The sequence below is a fragment of the Klebsiella sp. C349492 genome (genome assembly GCF_042055345.1).
Classification (GTDB): Bacteria; Pseudomonadota; Gammaproteobacteria; order Enterobacterales; family Enterobacteriaceae; genus Klebsiella; species Klebsiella scottii.
In genome coordinates this window covers 92960-111171 of the sequence record NZ_JANQCE010000002.1, presented here as the reverse complement: position 1 = coordinate 111171, position 18212 = coordinate 92960, and the positions used below count along the sequence as shown (strand labels likewise).

The following is an 18212-nucleotide window of genomic DNA, read 5'->3' as shown; positions in this document are numbered from 1 at the left end:
CCTTCCTTGAGATAATTAACCGAGCGTTTGCGTCACTTCACTCAGCTCTTTGCCATCGAGTTCACGTTCAAAGCTGCGCAGACGTTTGTAGATGGACATCAGTTCCACCAGCGTAGTCCAGGAGCTGATCAGGTACTGGAACGAACCGCGCACCTGGCCAAATACGTTGGTTATCTGCGTCATCAGGCCCAGCGTAATGGTACCGGCAACGATCGACGGAAACAGCAGGAACAAACCGAAAACGTTATCAACCTGCAGATAGAGAATGCGCGCGATGTTGAAGTACATATAGTGGAAATAAAGGCGGAAATAGTTACGGCGTACGGCGCCAAACAGCTCGCGTACGGTCGGCGGCGTCGCGCGAGCGGCGTCGTCTTCGCCGTACACCAGCTCTTTACGATAGGCCGCCTCAACGCGCTGGTTTTTAAACTCGAGGCCCGGCAGCTTAATCCCCACCACCGCCAGCATACCGGTTCCCATCAGCGACCAGACGATCGCCGCAATCACCAGGCCATACGGCAGGTGGCCGACAATCGGCAGGTCCGGCACGTGCTCGGACAGGGTCACCAGCACCGGCAGGAAGGCAATCAGCGTCATCACCGCGTTGATAAAGCTAACGCCCATATCCTCAAGGGTAGAGGCAAAGCGCATGGTATCTTCCTGCACACGCTGGGCCGCACCTTCGATATGGCGTAAGTGGTGCCAGTGCGCCATGTAGTGTTCGTTCATCGCGGTGCGCCAGCGGAAGACGTAGTGGCTGACGAAAAAGTTGTTCATCACGCCGATAATGACCGCAATGAGCGCGATGCCGAGGAATACGCCGATCTCCTGATAAAACTGGTTGATGCTGACCTTATGCGGCGTGGCCAGCGCGGACTGAATCAGATCGTAGAACGGCGCGTACCAGGCGTTAATCGCCACCCCGACTTCGACCATAAACCAGGTGACGAAGATAATCAGCGCGGTGCCGAGGATCGACCAGTACTGCCAGCGATGCGGACTGTAGATAAACCAAAACAGAGCAAACACGCCGACGCAGAACATATAGTAAACGTAGAACAGCAGATAGTTCAGCGACCAGAAACGCGCGGCGCTGATGGCCACGTTTTGCGGGGCTCCGGTTAAGCGCAGCAGCCAGTCGCCGCCGCCCGCCTGCCAAAAGATCACCGCCAGCAGTGACCAGATAAAGGCAGAGATAAAAAACGGCCCCGGTTTGGGGAAAAAAGATTTAAACATCATGCTCTCCTGCTAACTTCTTATCGTTCTGATTATGCTGTGTACCACGACAATGCTCGCTGCAGATGGGCAGCGGCAAAGAAAGGCAACCGGATGATGAGACCGGATATCAGCAGCTTAGTTCGTCTGCCAATCGCTAAGAATTGTTTCTATGGGTTTCACGCGTACAGGATTGCCGGGGACGGTCAGCGTGCGCCAGACCTCGTTATAGTGGGCAATCAGCGTTTTCGCCTGCGCCGCGGCGCGGTTGGCGGTGGTGTGCGCATCTTCGGCAACGGTAATGGCATAGCCGCGGCTGGCGCCGTTTTTGATGGTGGTATCGACGCAATAATCGGTTGCGCAGCCGCAAATGACGAACTCTTCGATGTTCAGGTCGCTCAATAGCTGTGCAAGGCGGGTTTGATAGAACGCATCGCAGGCGGTTTTGGTGACATGCAGCGATCCCGCCGGCTGCTCCAGTTCCGCCAGCAGGGCGAAACCGTCGCTGCCCTCTTCCAGCCCGCCGTCTTCCGCGTGTTGAATGAAAATAACGCGATCCGCGGCGCGTGTCAGGCGGTTAATGTGCGCGACGCAGCGCGCTCGCTCAACCCGCGGCGTCGCAAAGACGCCATTTTGCATATCGACTACCATTACCACCCGCTGAGTCGCCATCTCTCTCTCATCTCCCGATTAATCAAACGCTAATCATACCCGCCCGCCGGGGAAAGCGGATATGCTGATACGCAAAAAAGTCCTTTTTACGCACCGTTACGTTTTTCCGCACAATATTGACGTTATTCCCGCCTTGCTCTGCCTCGCTTCGTAGTATAAATACGCTCTATATCTCTTTTCATCATATGGATACCCCCGTTGAAACGTAGTCTGCTCATTTTTGCTGCGCTGTGCGCGGCGTCGTGGACATCGGTCCAGGCTGCTCAACCGAGCGTCGATCCGGAATTTGCCTCCGATGTTGTCGACCGTTACGCCAACCATATCTACTACGGCAGCGGCGCTACCGGCATGGCGCTGGTCGTCATCGACGGCAACCAGCGCGTTTTTCGCAGCTTTGGCGAGACGCGCCCGGGCAATAATGAACATCCTCAGCTGGATTCCGTCATCCGCATCGCCTCATTGAGTAAACTGATGACCAGCGAAATGCTGGTGAAAATGCTCGATCAGGGAGTGGTTAAGCTTAACGATCCGCTGAGCAAATACGCTCCGCCGGGCGCTCGGGTGCCGAGCTATCAGGGCACGCCAATCACGCTGGTTAACCTGGCGACGCATACCAGCGCCCTGCCGCGTGAACAGCCCGGCGGCGCGGCGCACCGCGCGGTCTTCGTCTGGCCGACCCGCCAGCAGCGCTGGGAATGGCTGTCGACGACGTCGTTGAAAGCCGCGCCCGGCTCCCAGGCCGCCTACTCCAACCTCGCTTTCGATCTGCTGGCGGACGCCCTTTCGAACGCCGCTGGCAAGCCTTATCCGCAGCTGTTTGAAGAGCAAATTACCCGCCCGCTGGGCATGAAAGACACCACCTTTACGCCATCGCCGGATCAATGCGGCCGCCTGATGGTCGCCGAGAAAGGGGCCAGCCCGTGCAACAACACCCTGGCGGCGATCGGCAGCGGCGGCGTTTACTCCACGCCGGGAGATATGATGCGCTGGATGCAGCAGTTCCTCTCTTCTGATTTTTACACCCGCGGCCAGCAGGCTGACCGCATGCAGACGCTGATCTATCAGCGCAGCCAGCTGACCCGCGTTATCGGTATGGACGTGCCGGGGAAAGCCGATGCGCTGGGCCTTGGCTGGGTTTATATGAAGCCGAAGGACGGCCATCCGGGCATTATTCAGAAGACCGGCGGCGGCGGCGGATTTATTACCTATATGGCGATGAACCCGCAGGCTAACGTGGGCGCCTTTGTGGTGGTCACCCGCTCTTCGCTGACGCGCTTTAGCAATATGAGTAATGGCATCAATGACCTGGTCAGCGAATTGAGCGGGGAAAAGCCGCTGGCTGTTCCCGAATCCTGATTAATATTCTGAAGGCAAATGGTTGATGCTAACCAGTTTGCCTTTATCCATTTCGATATAGCCGCCCTTACGGAGAGCAGCAAGCACTTCGGCCACCACGGAGCGCGAAATACGCGTTTTTTGATGGATATAATTCATAACGCCAATACGAAAACGTAATTGCTCGTCCCAGTCAATCATCGACAGCAGCGTTGCGCGAATTTGCTCATAGGAATTATTACCAATTAGCTGCAGGTCGCGTAGCTCCATAATACGATTATGCCATACCAGCCAGCAGAATGCGTCGCGCCACAAATTATTCTGGTCGATTATTTTAATCGCCTGCGAGGAAGGCAGATGATATCCAGTACACTCCCCCTCAGTCATGATTTTATATTTAACCTCATTTTTCATGACCCCATCGGCCAGCCCGATAATAAAGGGGGCCTGAGCGATACCAACCAGAATATTTTCACCTCTGCGCAGAGAGATCACCCCGGCTAAAATAACTACCGTTTTGTCACAATGTATATCATTCGAAAATACCATCTGCTTTTTACTACAAAATTCGAAGTGAGTGCCGTATTTTGACAAGCATTGATCCAGCTGATCAAATTCATTAAGCGGTTTACTCAGTGATAACATTTATGCATTCCTGACAATAATGCCCGTCAAATCCTTGACGGGCATACTCTTAGATTAAATAACCTTTAATGTTTTATCACTGCAAACAATCTTACCAGGTGTATTTAACGCCGACGTTAGCAGCCCAGTCCTGATCCACATCCCCGCCACCGAGGTAACTAACATCGGAGTAGGCGCTGAAGTTGCGGGTAAAGCTGAACTGAGTACCCAGCCCAACGCGTACCGCAGAACCTTCGGTGCCGTTATCGATAGAGTCACCGTTTACCTTAGCGTTGTTGTCGGCATCGTCATAAACATAGGCCAGCTTGAAGTAAGGCGTCAGGGCCTGATCGCTACCGTAGGTAAAGGTGTAGCCCGCATCAACGCCCAGCTCATAGCGCATGCTGTCGTAAGACTGGCCGCCCACTTTCATGCCGTTGCTCAGGCGGTAGTCGTCCCCGGACTGGAACAGGCCTGATACGCTGCCGTAAGGAGTTACATACCCTGCATTACCCAGCTTCCGGTCGTAACCCAGTTTCAGACCGAAGCCCCAGGCATCGGAGGAAGTACTGCCGTCCACGAACTGGCCGTTGCTCATATTGGCAGACAGCTGGTTGCTGAAGTGAGAGTAGTTCAGAGAACCGTCAACGAAAACGTTGTTTGCAAAGCGAGCGGACGAGTAGATATAGGCGGTCTGGCTGTCCTGATCCACCTGACCGCTGCGATCGCTCAGGTCGCCTTTCACGAAGCCCGCGGCGGCACCGACGATCCACTGAGCATGGTTGCCATCAATTTTGGTATCCAGACCCAGCATGGCGCCGTTCACGTTCTGATCGTAGCTGATGGTGTCATTGTCGCCGCTGAAGCTAGCGCCTAAATAGCTGCCCCATGCGCCGCCGTTATCCGCCAGACCATGCCGGGAGTGGGTCAGACGAGTCGCCACGGTATCCTGCTGCAGATTCCAGATATTGCTGTTAGCGGACGGGATGCTGAGCGCCATGTTCGCGTAATCGGTCAGCGCCCTCTGCTGCATCACAACCAGGTTACCTTCCTGCTTAGCCTGCCAGGTGTAGGCACCCAGATCGGCTTTGTTTGCCGCAGAGAAGGTGGCGGTGCTGCTCTTGTCGTTAACATAGATCAGCTCTTTGCCTTTGTAATCGGCAACGGAGCCCGTACCCGCCGCATTATCAATGCGAACCTTGAAGTTGCCGGTGGCTGCCGCAACGTTGTCGCCCGCGTTATCCACTTCGGACTGGTCGAAAGAGGTGTCGGAGTCACCATTGCCGTTAATGGTCAGATGACCATCGGAGTTCATGGCAATGGTGCCGTAGCCGTAGTTAGGCTTAGCGGTATCGTTAGTACGATCGTTGGTTAAATCGGCATTCAGCACGAAGCGATTGCTGTGAACATTAAACACGCCAGCGTGTACTTTCCCGCCAGCATCCGTCGAGCTGGTCAGATTCAGCGTATCGGCCTGCAGCGCGTACGCCGTGCTGTTGCCCACATCGAGAATACCATCGTGGGTAACGTTGACGATGTTGGCATACAGCGCGGCATCATCCACGCCCCAGCCAGCAGAGACATCGTCGGCAATCGTTACGGTACTGTTGTCGACTGTCAGCGCGTGGGTCGCCACATGGCCATCTTCATCGATCTTCAGGGCAGAACCGCCGGTCAGGGAGATGGTGTCGGAAACCAGGGTGGAATCCGCTACGTTCACGACAGAACCGCCGTTGATGCTCAAAGTATCAATTAGCGACGTTTTGGTGGTATCCCACCGTGAACCGCTGTTCAGCGTCACATTGAACAGACCGCTCTGATAGACTTCATTGCCGACAACGTGACCGTTTTCATTATAGGCCGTGTCGCTGTTGCTGAGACCATAGGTCGACCACGGCCAGAGGCTGTTCGCTGCGACATCAAGCAGCGTTGCGGTTGCTTCGGTGCCTTCGGCAAAGCTGTCGTAAACGCCATCGCCATCAGAATCAACCTGATGTGTGGACATCGCTGCCCCTACCCACTTGCTGCCGTTATTCAGCGTGACATCCATACGGTCGGTGCCGTCCCAGCCGTTAGTGTCTACGGCAGAGTTGGTATCCCGGTAGCTGTCCGCACCGCTCGGGAAGAAATTGTGGTCAAAGTTACTGGAAAATAGGATGTCCCCCATTAAGGTAGAGTTAGTGAGGTTAACCGTCGTCTGCATTGCGTTATCCGCATGCGGATTGGCGATCGCCGAGATCGCGACGTCATCAGCATTAAAACCGGCATGACCACTCGCACTAAAGTCAGTACCGCCGTAATCGCTGGCGTTATTGTTGTTGCCGAACCAGCCAGAGGTACCTTCATCCGACCATGAGCCAGACGTCACGGTAGAATCCGTTACATTGATCGCGTTGTGAAACACTTCGCTGCTGTTGACGCCGGTACTGACGGTATTGTCGTCAATATCTCCCCACTCGTAACCCTGAGTCAGGGTTATGCCGGCAACATGGGAGTTATTTTTGACGACCAGATCAACCTCCTGATCCAGCGTAATGGCCGTCCCCAGATCGTAAACGTCAACAACATGCGTATCTACGGAACCATCGGCGTGCGTGCCGTTATAGGTATAGTGCTCGTAGTTATCATCAATGGTTGAGTTATCAACGGTCAGCGCCAGGCGGTCATAAACATAGCCGGTAGCGTCACGACCCGCACAGTCGGTGGTCATGCACTCAGAGGTGATCATCCCGTGGATGGTGCTGTTTTTAATGGTAAGGCTATTGCTGTTCGCGTTGGTAGCAAGACCATCATCCAGATAGTAAGTAGAGATCACGCCATTCACGACAGATTTATTGATTACCGGATAAATGTCACCGTTATAAACACTATCCGCCGCATAGTTATTCCAGCCTACATAACCATTATAGTAAACGCCGTCAGCATAGCTGGCGTCATTATAATGTTTAAATGTCGTGTAGTTGGTTCCAGATATATCATTAAAAGCACTTGCCTGAGAGGTGATTGCCAAAGTGCAGGCTAATGCTAATTGTGAAACTACAAATTTCTTTTTCCAAGGGTGCATTTGTCATCCCTCCTCAGGGACGTAATATAGTTGATCCATCAATTATCAATACAGAGAAGAACATTATTATGCTTCGCGGAACGATTATGCGGCGTCACCAGTTAAAGGTTCAATTATTCTTTAGCCAAAGTCCGAAACCGGACAATATCTTCATCAGGGTTCTTTCTGGTGAGAGATAATTAAAATCACTATTTTCAGAGGATTAGAAATGCAAAATAAAACATATAACAAACAAATATATTAACCCACAAACAGAACATCAGTGAATAAACAGCTCAGCGTCTTAATTCCTCATAAAATCAACAAGCCGCCTCGACATTTAAAATAATCAACAAAACAAAAACATCACCTGCGAATATAAACATTCGTCATGCGTATTAAATTTCGGTGCTCATTATTATTGTCAGCGCCTTCCGGCGAGGGGGATTTTAAGCCACTTTCGTAAAACGTCGGCCCTCAGGTTCAGGTATACTGCGGTCTTTCATTTCACAAAATCAGGCAAACCATGACAGATTTAATCACTCGCCCGCGCCGCTTGCGTCAGTCCGCTTCGCTACGAGCCATGTTTGAAGAGACAACACTGAGTTTGAATGACCTGGTGTTGCCGATCTTTGTTGAAGAAGAAATCGACGATTACAAAGCCATCGAAGCCATGCCCGGCGTGATGCGCATCCCGGAGAAGCACCTGGCGCGTGAAATCGAGCGTATCGCCAACGCCGGCATCCGCTCGGTTATGACCTTCGGTATTTCCCATCACACCGATGCCAACGGCAGCGATGCCTGGAACGAAAACGGCCTGGTCGCGCGGATGTCGCGTATCTGTAAGGAGGCGGTACCGGAGATGATCGTGATGTCCGATACCTGCTTCTGCGAATACACCTCCCACGGCCACTGCGGCGTACTCTGCGAGCACGGCGTAGACAACGATGCGACCCTGGTGAACCTCGGTAAGCAGGCGGTTGTTGCGGCAGCGGCCGGCGCTGATTTTATTGCGCCATCCGCTGCGATGGACGGTCAGGTGCAGGCTATTCGCCAGGCGCTGGACGCCGCTGGATTTACCCGTACGGCCATTATGTCTTACTCCACTAAGTTTGCCTCATCGTTCTACGGCCCGTTCCGTGAAGCGGCGGGTACCGCGCTGAAGGGCGATCGTAAAACCTACCAGATGAGCCCGATGAACCGCCGGGAAGCGATTCGTGAGTCCCTGCTGGATGAAGCCCAGGGCGCTGATTGCCTGATGGTGAAACCGGCCGGCGCCTATCTTGATATCCTGCGCGATATCCGCGAGCGCAGCAATCTGCCGCTCGGCGCCTACCAGGTCAGCGGCGAGTACGCGATGATCAAATTTGCCGCCCAGGCGGGCGCCATCGATGAAGAAAAAGTGGTTCTGGAAAGTCTTGGCGCCATTAAGCGCGCCGGCGCGGATCTGATCTTCAGCTATTTCGCCCTTGACCTGGCCGAAAAGAAAATCCTGCGTTAACCCCGCTACCCGTTCCACGCCGCAGGCCGCAGGCCGGGAATTTTCCTGACCTGCGTCGCGCTTTCGGGTCTGCCAATACCGAATCTTCACCCAACTGCAATATAAGCGACACTTCCGCCTTCTACTGTCTCGGCAGGACGGAGGAGGAAGCGCTATGTTTAGTCTCGATCATGTACTCGACGACCTGTGGCCTCAGGCCAGGCCCGCCGCCTGGCAAAAGAAGCTGCTAAAAAAACTGCTCCATGAGGAAGAGTTTCAACAATTTGCCGCCCGCCATCGCCACCTGAAGGGGCTCGATACGGTCGAACAGGTGCTGGAACACCTTAATATTCGCTGCGCTATTCCGACGCACGATTTGGAACAAATTCCTGAACACGGCCCGCTGGTGATCGTTGCCAATCATCCTACCGGTACCCTGGACGGCCTTGCGCTACTTTATGCCGTCTCCCGCGTTCGTCGCGATGTTAAAGTCGTGACCAACCGCCTGTTGACCCACCTTGAGCCGCTCAGCTCACTGTTCATTCCGGTCGATAATATCAACGGCCGCACTGCTAAAGCCGCGCTGCAGCAAATGGATCGGCAGCTACAAAACGGCGGCGTGCTGATCTTTTTCCCGGCAGGTGAGGTCTCGCGCCCGACGCGCCGGGGGATCCGCGATAAGAAATGGCACCCCGGCTTTATCAAGCTGGCGACCAAATATCGCGCCCCGCTGCTGCCGGTGTGGATCCGCGCGCACAACAGCGCCCTGTTCTACGCCAGCACCCTGCTCTCAGAAAACCTGCCGCTGCTGCTGCTCATGCAGCAAATGTTTCGTCGCCGCAACAGCAGCCTGCCGATCGGCATTGGCCAGCAGATCGCCTGGTCCAGCTGGTATAGCCCGCAGATGTCTCCTCGGGAGCTGGCGGATCGATGCTATCGCCACGTCGAACTGATGGGCAAAGGTCAGGCGGGCATATTCAAAACGGAAAGCGCCATCGCCCGCCCTGAAGATCGGGCGCTGATAAAACGCGAGCTACACCGCGCGGAGTGTCTGGGGCACACCGCCGACGGCAAAACCATCTACCTGTGGCAGCGCAACGGTCAGGACGACGCCCCGCTGCTGCGCGAGCTCGGCCGCCTGCGGGAGATCGCTTTCCGCGCGGTGGGCGAAGGTAGCGGCAAACGTCGCGACGTCGACGGCTACGACGATGATTATCTGCACCTGATTCTGTGGGATGAAGAGGATCTGGAAATCGTCGGCGCCTATCGCTTTATGCCTACCGCAATGCAGCTGGAAAAGCGCGGGCTGGAGGGCATTTACAGCTATAGCCTGTTCCATTACGACCAGCGGATGGAGGATATTCTCCGCCACGGTATTGAGCTGGGGCGCAGCTTTATCCAGCCGCGCTACTGGGGACGACGCGGGCTGGATTATCTGTGGTCGGGGATCGGCGCGTACCTCGCACGCTACCCGCACTACCGCTATCTGTTCGGCCCGGTGTCGATTTCCGGCGGCCTGCCGCCAGCGGCCCGCGATCTGCTGGTGGCCTTCTATCGTCTGTGGTTCCCGGCGACCCACCCGCTGGCGGAGTCGCGCCGTCCCTATCCCGCTTCGCTGCCCGACGTGCTGGCGCAGTTTAGCGGCGAGGATTATGCCGAAGATCTCACCCGCCTGAAGTCGCTGCTCGGTAATCTCGGCTGCGCCATTCCGCCGCTGTATAAGCAATATTCCGAGGTGTGTGAACCGGGCGGCGTGCAGTTTATCGACTTCGGCAGCGACCCTGATTTTAACAACTGCGTGGACGGGCTGGTGCTGGTGGATTTGACGTTTTTAAAAGCCAACCGCTATCAGCGCTATATCGGCGCGCATCTGTAATCAGCCCGGCCTGCGGCGCGCTGCCGCAGGTTTTAACCGGCGCGATAGTACGGCTTATCGCCGAGGATCGTCGCCCGATGCATAATGCGCCGCTGCGGCAGATAATCGGCGTTGGCGTAATGCTGGGTGACGCGGTTATCCCAAATCGCCACATCGTTCGGCTGCCAGCGCCAGCGCACCTGAAACTCCGGTTTCGTTATATGGCTAAACAGGAAGTTCAGCAGCGCCTCGCTCTCTTTCTCCGTCACGTCAACGATGCGCGTGGTAAACCCTTCGTTAACGAACAGCGCCTGCCTGCCGGTCACCGGATGAGTGCGCACCACCGGATGCAGCAGCGGCGGGTTCTTCGCCACCGCCTCCAGCCAGCGCCGGTGCTCCTCTTCGCTGTTGCGGTATTTATACTCCGGGAACGATTTACGGAAATCATGCTCCGCCCGCAGACCACTCAATAGTTGACGAAAAGGTGCGGAAAGCGCTTCGTACGACGCGACGCCGCTGGCCCACAGGGTGTCGCCGCCGGTGGACGGCAGCTCTTTTGCCGCCAGAATCGCGCCGGCAGGCGGCGTCTCGATGAAAGTGACATCGGTATGCCAGTTGTCGTTATCCGGCGGATTATCATCATGGGTGTCGAGCACGATAATTTCGTCGACGCCGGGCGCGTGGGGATAGACCGGATGAATATGCAGATCGCCAAAGCGTAGCGCAAAATCACGCTGCTGCTGCGGGGTAATATTCTGCTCGCGCAGGAACACCACCTGATGGCGCAGCACCGCATGATACAGCTGCTCAAACTGGTTATCGCTCAGAGGACGCGCGAGGTCCACGCCGGCTATCTGCGCGCCAATATAGGGCCCCAGCGGGGTAATGCTCAGACGTTCACTCATTGTACTTCTCCATGCCAGGGCGTCAGGCGGCGCTGCAGCGCGCGCAGCCCCAGTTCCAACAGAAACGCAATAATCGCAATCACCGCAATCCCGGCCAGCACCACGTCGGTTGCCAGAAATTCGCCGGCGGATTGCACCATAAAGCCTAACCCGCGGGTGGCGGCAATCAGCTCCGCGGCCACCAGCGTTGACCAACCCACGCCAAGACCAATGCGCAGGCCGGTGAGGATCTCCGGTAAAGCGCCGGGTAAAATAACCAGCCACAGCACCTGCGCGCGGCTGGCGCCTAATGACTGCGCGGCGCGAATGCGCACCTGCTGGGCGCTTTTCACCCCCGCCAGCGCCGACATCGCCACCGGGGCGAAGATCGCCAGATAGATCAATAAGATCTTCGACGTCTCGCCGATGCCGAACCAGATAACCATCAGCGGGAGATAGGCCAGCGGCGGCACCGGGCGGTACAGCTCAATTAAAGGATCGAGAATGCCGCGCACCGTCGGGCTGAGCCCCATCGCGATCCCCACCGGAACGCCGAGCAGCACCGCCGCCAGCAGCGCTATCACGATCCGCGTCAGGCTCGCCGCCAGATGCTGCCAGAGGGTGGCATCCATAAAGCCCTGCGGGCCGGCAATGGTTATCAGCTTGTGCAACACCTGGCCCGGCGGCGGCAGAAACAGCGGGCTAATCAGCTGTAACGCCGCAACGGCCCACCAGATAGCCAGCAGCACCGCCAGCGTCGCCACGCTCAGCGTCAGCTGACGGGAAACAGGCCAGCGCCACTTCAGCGGCCGCCGACGCGGTTTATCATTGATGACCACGCTCATGAGAAGGCCTCCCGTTGTTCAAATACCCGGCTCAGCACGTATTCACGCTGCTCGATAAACCGCGGATCGGATTTAATGCTGCGGCAGGACTCACCGGCAACGAAGCGGCGGCCAAAGTCGAGCGGCAGTCGCTCCAGCACCTGCCCCGGGCCGGGCGACAGCAGCACCAGCTCGGTGGCCATAAACACGGCCTCTTCAATATCATGGGTGATAAGCAGTACCTGCTTGCCGGTCTCGTGCCACAGGCCGAGCAGCAGGGTTTGCATCTGTTCACGGGTAAAGGCGTCCAGCGCGCCGAACGGCTCATCAAGGAGCAGCAGCTGCGGGTTGGCCGCCAGCGCTCTGGCAATCCCCACCCGCTGGCGCTGGCCGCCGGAAAGCTGCCAGATAAAGCGTTTTTCCGCCCCTTCGAGACCCACCTTCTTCAGCATCTGCGCCGCCGTTTCCCGGCGGAGCGCTTTGTCCACGCCCGCCAGCTGCAGCCCCAGCGCCACGTTATCCTGCACGTTACGCCACGGCAGCAATCCTTCATGCTGAAAGACCACGCCGCGTTCGGCGCCCGGTCCCGTTACGCGCTGCCCTTCAAGGACGATGCTGCCGTGCTGATAAGGCACGAATCCGGCAATCAGGTTCAGCAGCGTGGTTTTACCGCAGCCCGACGGTCCAAGGACCACCAGCAGTTCACCGCTGTCCAGCGTCAGGTTGATATCCGCCAGCGCCGGTTTGCCGCCGTAGTCGGCAAAGAGATGCGAGATTTGCAGCATCGTGACCTCCTTATTTCACAAAACGGTCGGTAACGTACTGGCTGTAATCGGCGCCGGCATCGGGTACTTTGCCCTGCTCTTTGAGGAACTTAGCCGTATCGATAATCGCTTTGTTCACCGGTCCGTTCAGCTCCTGCGCCTGCTGCGCCGCGGTCAGGTAGGTATTGCCCTTCACCAGCCCCGGGACGTCCGCATCCGGCACGCCGCTTAAGCGCGACAGCTTGCTGATATTTTCCGGCTGCTTCAGCCATGCATCCGGGTTAGCGATGTAGGGCTGCTGGGCGTCGATAGCGCTCTTCGCAAAGGCTTTCACAATCTCAGGATGCTTCTCGGCAAAGTCTTTACGCACCACCCACACGTCCAGCGTCGGCGCACCCCACTCGCCGACCTGAGACGAATCGGTCAGCACCTTGCCCTCTTTTTCCAGCGCGTTGACCGCAGGGGCCCAGACGTAGGCGCCGTCGATATCCCCGCGCTGCCAGGCAGCAATAATCGCCGGCGGCTGCAGGTTGATAATCTGTACCTGGCCCGGCTTAATGCCCCAGTGCTTCAGAGCCGACAGCAGGCTGTAGTGGGTGGTGGAGATAAACGGCACCGCGATGCGCTTACCAATCAAATCTTCGGGTTTAGTAATGCTCTTTTTCACCACCAGCGCTTCGGAGTTACCGAGCTTTGAGGCCAGCAGGAAGACTTCAATCGGCACCTGCTGACTGGCGGCTACCGCCAGCGGGCTGGAGCCGAGATTGCCAATCTGGACATCGCCGGAAGCCAGCGCGCGTACGATGCTCGCCCCGCTGTCGAACTTGCGCCAGTCAACGGTCGCACCGCTCTCTTTGGCAAAGGTATTGTCAGCCTGAGCGACTTTCGCCGGCTCGGCAGAGGTTTGATACGCCACGGTGACGTTGACCGCCTGCGCCTGAAAAGCGGCGAAAGCCAGGGCGGCGAAAAGTGTAATGCGCGATGCGTGTGCCATAGTGTCTGCTCCCCTTCGTTGTTATGGGTGCAGTATTTCCGGCCTGATGCGTTTGATGAAGTAATTAAAAATTCTGGCTAATAGCCAATCGTCATTAGAAAAAAACTGGCAAACGATAGTTAAAAATGGGGATTGAGTAGCAGAAGCGCTGGCCCGGTAAGCATAGCGCGAGCGGGGAGATCCCCGGCCGGCGACGCGCTGCGCCGCGGCCGGGAGACCGGTCAGCGTTTGGCCGCCAGCGCGGCAATATCTTTCGGCGTGGTGCGGCAGCAGCCGCCAATCAGTTTTGCCCCCGCCGCCAGCCACTGCGGCAGATACTCGCTCAGGGCGACGCAGGACTCGCCGTGATGGTGCCAGGTTTTACTCACCGCGTCGTAATGCTCCCCGGAGTTGGGATAGACCACCAGCGGCAGCGCGGTCAAACCGTGCAGGTACCGTAACGCGGCGGTGGTGTTCTCCAGGGCAATACAGTTAATGCCCAGCGCCACCACCTGCGGATAGTGCGCAAGCGCCGCCACCACTTCGCTCAGCGGCGTGCCGTCGCTGAGATGCTCAGCGTCGCGCAGGGTAAACGAGAACCAGGCGCGAGCGCGCGGGTACGCCGTCAGCAGCGCCGCCAGCGCCTTAATTTCGGCAAATGACGGCAGGGTTTCGCAGGCCAGCAGATCGGCTCCGGCATCGAGAAGCGCTTCAACGCGCGGGCGATGGAAGGCCTGAAAATCCTCCGCGCTGCGCTGATAATCGCCGCGATATTCCGAACCATCGGCGAGATACGCGCCGTACGGCCCCACCGAACCGGCGACCAGCAGCGTGCCGGCCTGCGGGTTTTCCGCAAGGTACGCCTCCCGCGCTTTACGCGCCAGCTCAACGCTTTTCCCAATCAGCGCTTTCGACTGCGCCTCGTCCAGCCCGCAGGCGGCGAAGCCCGCCGGGGTTGCCTGATAGCTGGCGGTGATCGCGACCTGCGCTCCGGCGCGGAAATAGTCCAGGTGCACGTCGCGAATCAGCTGCGGATTTTCCAGCAGTACCCGCGCTGACCACAGGCTATCGGCCAGGTTACAGCCGCGCGCTTCCAGCTCCGTCGCCATCGCGCCGTCGAGCAGCACAAAGGGCTCGCGGGCAAGGATAGAGGTTAACGGGTTAATCTGCGACATGCTGTTGCTCCCTGTTAAGTTGTCGTGCGTGAGTCAGATACCAGACACCATAGCACAGTGCCACGAAGGGAATTCCGCACCACAGCGCAATTCGCTGACTGGGGTCAAACGCCAGGCCCACGCAGGCCACCAGGCATAAAATGAACCCCAGCACCGGCACCAGCGGATACCAAGGGGCGCGATAGTGCAGCTCGCTCAGGGCTTTCCCCTGCTGGAGATGGCGACGACGGAACATAAAGTGCGAGGCGCAGATGCTTAGCCACACCGCTACCACCGCAAAGCCGGAGATCGCCGACAGCGCGACAAATACCGTATCTGGCGCAATAACGCTGGAAAACAGCGCCAGCACGCCGCCGAGCATGCTCACCGACAGCGCGGTCAGCGGCACGCCGTTCCTGGTCACTTTGGCAAAGCACGCCGGCAGGGTCCGTTCGTTCGCCAACGACCACAGCATCCGCCCGGAGGCGTAGAGGCCGGAGTTGGCCGCCGACAGAATCGCCGTCAGGATCACGAAGTTAAAGATATCCGCCGCGTAGGGAATGCCAACCTTTTCAAAGACCAGCACAAACGGGCTTTTCTCCACCCCCGCCTGCTGCATCGGGATCAGCGCCGCCAGCACAAACACGGTGCCGATAAAAAAGATAATCAGCCGGGCGATGGTGGTTCGAATGGCGATCGGGATGACCTTATGCGGGTTTTGCGTTTCACCCGCCGCGATGCCGATCAGCTCGGTACCGGAGAAGGCGAAGTTCACCGCCACCATAGTCATCAGGATCGGCAGGCCGCCGTGCGGGAACCAGCCTTCAGAGGTCAGGTTACGCAGCCCCGGGGCCGGCGAGCCGTCCTGCATCGGGATAATGCCGAATATCGCCGCCCCGCCGAGAATAATAAAGGCGATGATGGTGATGACTTTGACCAGCGAGAACCAGAACTCGCCTTCGGCAAAGAAGCGGGTAGAGATGACGTTGAGGATAAAAATCACCGCGCAGAACACCACGCACCATACCCACACCGGCACCTGCGGAAACCAGTACTGCATACAGAAACCGGCGGCGGTAAAGCTCGAACCGAGCGCCACCGTCCACGTCAGCCAGTAGAGCCAGGCTACCGTGTACCCCGTTGCCGGGCCGAGATAGCGGGCGGCGTAGACGTGAAACGCGCCGGTCTCCGGCATCGCCACCGACAGCTCGCCGAGGCACTGCATCACCAGCCAGACCACCAGCGCGCCAATCAGATAGGCCAGCAGCGTTCCCGCCGCCCCGGTGGTAGAGATGATATAGCCGGTATTAAAGAACAGGCCGGTGCCAATCACGCCGCCCAGCGAGAGCATGATCAGGTGGCGGGTTTTCATGGTGCGCTTCAGCGGCTCACCCTGCTGCGGTGTACTTTGCATATTACCTTCTAAACGTATGGACATCTAAACATCCAAAGAGGTGCAGTTATACCGCGCCGAAGATGAAATTGCAAAACTAGCGCCGGTTTTCACGCCGTTTTACGGGCGTTTGCCCGAAAAACGAGCGCTGAATCTGGGCATTTAAACGACAAAAGGCAAAACGTGATCGGCATAAACACAAAAATAAAACAATGTTGCTATTTTTACAAAACACAACACCTAAAAAGGATAATCAGATGACGACCCGCACCTTTCCTCTGTTGGCTGCCGCCGCTATCGCCGGCGCTATCCCCTTTCAGGCGGCTCTCGCCGCCAGCAAGGTGACGTTCGCGGATAAAGTCTGCGACATCACCCGCTACGGCGCAGAAGGCCAGCGGCTGCAGATTGCGCTGAATACCGACGCCATTCAAAAAGCGATTGACGACTGCGCCGCCGCAGGGGGCGGTACGGTGCTGGTCCCGAGAGGAAACTATCTGACCAACCCGCTGTTTCTGAAGAGCAATATTCGGCTCAAGCTGGAGAAAGACGCGACGCTGATCGCCGCAAGCGAAATCGCAGCCTGGCGCGGAGATGAAAAAACGAAATATGCCGCAGCGGAAAACGGCTGGCTGCCGTTTATCAGCATCGCCGATGCGCAAAACGTCGCTATCGTTGGTGAAGGGACCATTGACGGCCAGGGGGCGGTATGGTGGGAGCGCTGGCGAGAAAACATTCGCGCCAGCGGCAAGAAAGGCGGCACCGACCGGCCGCGGCTGATCTACATCACCCGCTCGAACAACGTGCTGATCGACGGCGTGACCCTCACCCACTCTCCCAGCTTCCACATCGTCACCCGCTACGCGCATGATATCGACATTAACGGCACGCGAATTTTATCCCCGTGGCATGCGCCGAATACCGACGCCATCGATCCTATCGACAGCCAGAACATCCGCATCACCAACAACTATATCGACTGCAATGACGATCATATCGCCATCAAAGCGGAGAAAGCCGATCCGCGCTTCCCCGAAGGGGTGGTCGAGAATATTTACATCGCCAACAATACGCTGAAGCAGGGGCGCGGTATCTCTATCGGCAGTGAAAGCGCCGGCGGCGTCAATAACGTGCTGGTGGAAAACAACACCTTCGAAGGCTCGATGTACGGCATTCGCATTAAGAGCCCGCGCGGCAAAGGCGGCGAGGTGAAAAATATCGTTTACCGCAACACCAAAATGCATAACGTCGAGGTGCCGCTGGTCTTCTCCGCTTACTACCAGGCCGCGCCTATCGTGCAGGCCGAGGTCGACAAACAGCTACAGGCCGGAGGGTTTACCCTCGGCGAGCAGATCTATCCGCCGGACAGCGACCCGCAACAGCCGTTCGACAAATATCGGACCCCGCACTTCAGCAATATCACCGTGGAGAATTTAACCTCCACCGGCGATAGCAAAGCGGCGGCCTATATTATCGGCACCCCGGAAGCGCCGCTCAGCGGGTTCCACTTTAGCAACGTCAACATTGACGCCACCCGCGGCCTGCGAATTCGCCACGCCGAGCTGGAGACGAAAGGGCTCAGCCTGAAGGTGAAAGAAGGCCCGGTGATTAAAAAAGACGCAGGCGCCGTCGTTCTCGATTAGCGCCGCATTTCCGGGCAGCTGCACCACGGCGCATATCTTCGCGCAGGCAGTCTGCCCTTTTTTGGATCGTCCCGCGGCTAACCCCCCACATTTATCAGGGCTCTGACCTGGCACTCTCTTTGCAACCCTCCACATATCTGAAATACCAGGTTCACCAGGCGTCATTGTTGCAGGCAGTTTGGGCATGGACAGCGCGCAAAAACCGGAGCGTACACGTAGTACGTAAGGATTTATTCACTGCGCTCACCCTGCGGGCCGCCCTAAAGGGCGTTCAAAATACTCGCGTATTTTGTTGAGCACTGCCCAGGCCTAAACTGGCAAATAAAATAGCGTGGTGAGCCGGGTAACTTTATCTG

Annotated in this window: 14 protein-coding genes; 4 read left to right on the top strand and 10 right to left on the bottom strand. The window is 57.2% G+C overall.

Going from position 1 to position 18212, the window contains the following annotated elements; genetic code table 11:
- Positions 1 to 15 precede the first annotated feature (15 nt).
- Together sbmA and NWP14_RS08210 are read right to left on the bottom strand one after the other, a co-directional pair.
- Complete coding sequence (gene sbmA, locus NWP14_RS08215) at positions 16 to 1236, bottom strand: peptide antibiotic transporter SbmA (RefSeq protein WP_375215157.1); 1221 nt, start codon at positions 1234 to 1236, stop codon at positions 16 to 18.
- A gap of 117 nt (positions 1237 to 1353) precedes the next feature.
- Positions 1354 to 1887, bottom strand: coding sequence for an isochorismatase family protein (locus tag NWP14_RS08210; RefSeq protein WP_346432026.1), 534 nt, complete (start codon positions 1885 to 1887; stop codon positions 1354 to 1356).
- A gap of 198 nt (positions 1888 to 2085) precedes the next feature.
- Here NWP14_RS08210 and ampH point away from each other — a divergent pair, with 198 nt between their 5' ends.
- A complete protein-coding gene (gene ampH / locus NWP14_RS08205) occupies positions 2086 to 3243 on the top strand; it encodes a D-alanyl-D-alanine-carboxypeptidase/endopeptidase AmpH (RefSeq protein WP_375215156.1) in 1158 nt (385 codons plus the stop codon).
- On the opposite strand, the gene iprA is transcribed toward ampH, so the two are convergent.
- Both iprA and ehaB read right to left on the bottom strand, forming a co-directional pair.
- Positions 3244 to 3867, bottom strand: coding sequence for a hydrogen peroxide resistance inhibitor IprA (iprA, locus tag NWP14_RS08200; protein ID WP_095094259.1), 624 nt, complete (start codon positions 3865 to 3867; stop codon positions 3244 to 3246).
- Between the two features lie 91 nt (positions 3868 to 3958).
- Positions 3959 to 6910, bottom strand: coding sequence for an autotransporter adhesin EhaB (gene ehaB, locus NWP14_RS08195; protein WP_375215155.1), 2952 nt, complete (start codon positions 6908 to 6910; stop codon positions 3959 to 3961).
- A 505-nt stretch (positions 6911 to 7415) separates the two neighbouring features.
- Here ehaB and hemB point away from each other — a divergent pair.
- Entirely contained in the window at positions 7416 to 8390 is a 975-nt protein-coding gene (hemB, locus tag NWP14_RS08190; RefSeq protein ID WP_095094255.1) for a porphobilinogen synthase, read from the top strand.
- Between the two features lie 154 nt (positions 8391 to 8544).
- Positions 8545 to 10245, top strand: a complete 1701-nt coding sequence (locus NWP14_RS08185; RefSeq protein WP_095094253.1) for a lysophospholipid acyltransferase family protein — start codon at positions 8545 to 8547, stop codon at positions 10243 to 10245.
- Between the two features lie 32 nt (positions 10246 to 10277).
- Here the strand turns inward: NWP14_RS08185 and tauD are convergent, their stop codons facing one another.
- From tauD to mmuP, 6 genes are all read right to left on the bottom strand, one after another.
- On the bottom strand, positions 10278 to 11129 hold the full coding sequence (gene tauD, locus NWP14_RS08180) for a taurine dioxygenase (protein ID WP_095094251.1): 852 nt from the start codon (positions 11127 to 11129) through the stop codon (positions 10278 to 10280).
- Positions 11126 to 11953 carry a taurine ABC transporter permease TauC gene (gene tauC, locus NWP14_RS08175; protein ID WP_331834117.1) on the bottom strand — a complete coding sequence of 276 codons (828 nt, stop codon included), beginning with the start codon at positions 11951 to 11953 and terminating at the stop codon, positions 11126 to 11128. Before tauC ends, tauD begins: the two co-directional genes overlap by 4 nt.
- Positions 11950 to 12717: a taurine ABC transporter ATP-binding subunit gene (gene tauB / locus NWP14_RS08170; RefSeq protein ID WP_095094247.1), complete on the bottom strand. Its 768-nt coding sequence runs from the start codon at positions 12715 to 12717 to the stop codon at positions 11950 to 11952. The genes tauC and tauB overlap by 4 nt, the downstream gene beginning before the upstream one ends.
- A gap of 10 nt (positions 12718 to 12727) precedes the next feature.
- A complete protein-coding gene (gene tauA, locus NWP14_RS08165) occupies positions 12728 to 13690 on the bottom strand; it encodes a taurine ABC transporter substrate-binding protein (protein ID WP_041144238.1) in 963 nt (320 codons plus the stop codon).
- 221 nt (positions 13691 to 13911) lie between these two features.
- Complete coding sequence (gene mmuM / locus NWP14_RS08160; RefSeq protein WP_375215154.1) at positions 13912 to 14844, bottom strand: homocysteine S-methyltransferase; 933 nt, start codon at positions 14842 to 14844, stop codon at positions 13912 to 13914.
- Positions 14831 to 16237 (bottom strand): S-methylmethionine permease, encoded by a 1407-nt coding sequence (mmuP, locus tag NWP14_RS08155; protein WP_095094243.1) that lies wholly within the window; start codon positions 16235 to 16237, stop codon positions 14831 to 14833. The genes mmuM and mmuP overlap by 14 nt, the downstream gene beginning before the upstream one ends.
- A gap of 236 nt (positions 16238 to 16473) precedes the next feature.
- On the opposite strand from mmuP, the gene NWP14_RS08150 reads away from it, so the two are divergent.
- Complete coding sequence (locus NWP14_RS08150; protein ID WP_375215153.1) at positions 16474 to 17856, top strand: glycoside hydrolase family 28 protein; 1383 nt, start codon at positions 16474 to 16476, stop codon at positions 17854 to 17856.
- The last annotated feature ends 356 nt before the right edge of the window (positions 17857 to 18212 follow it).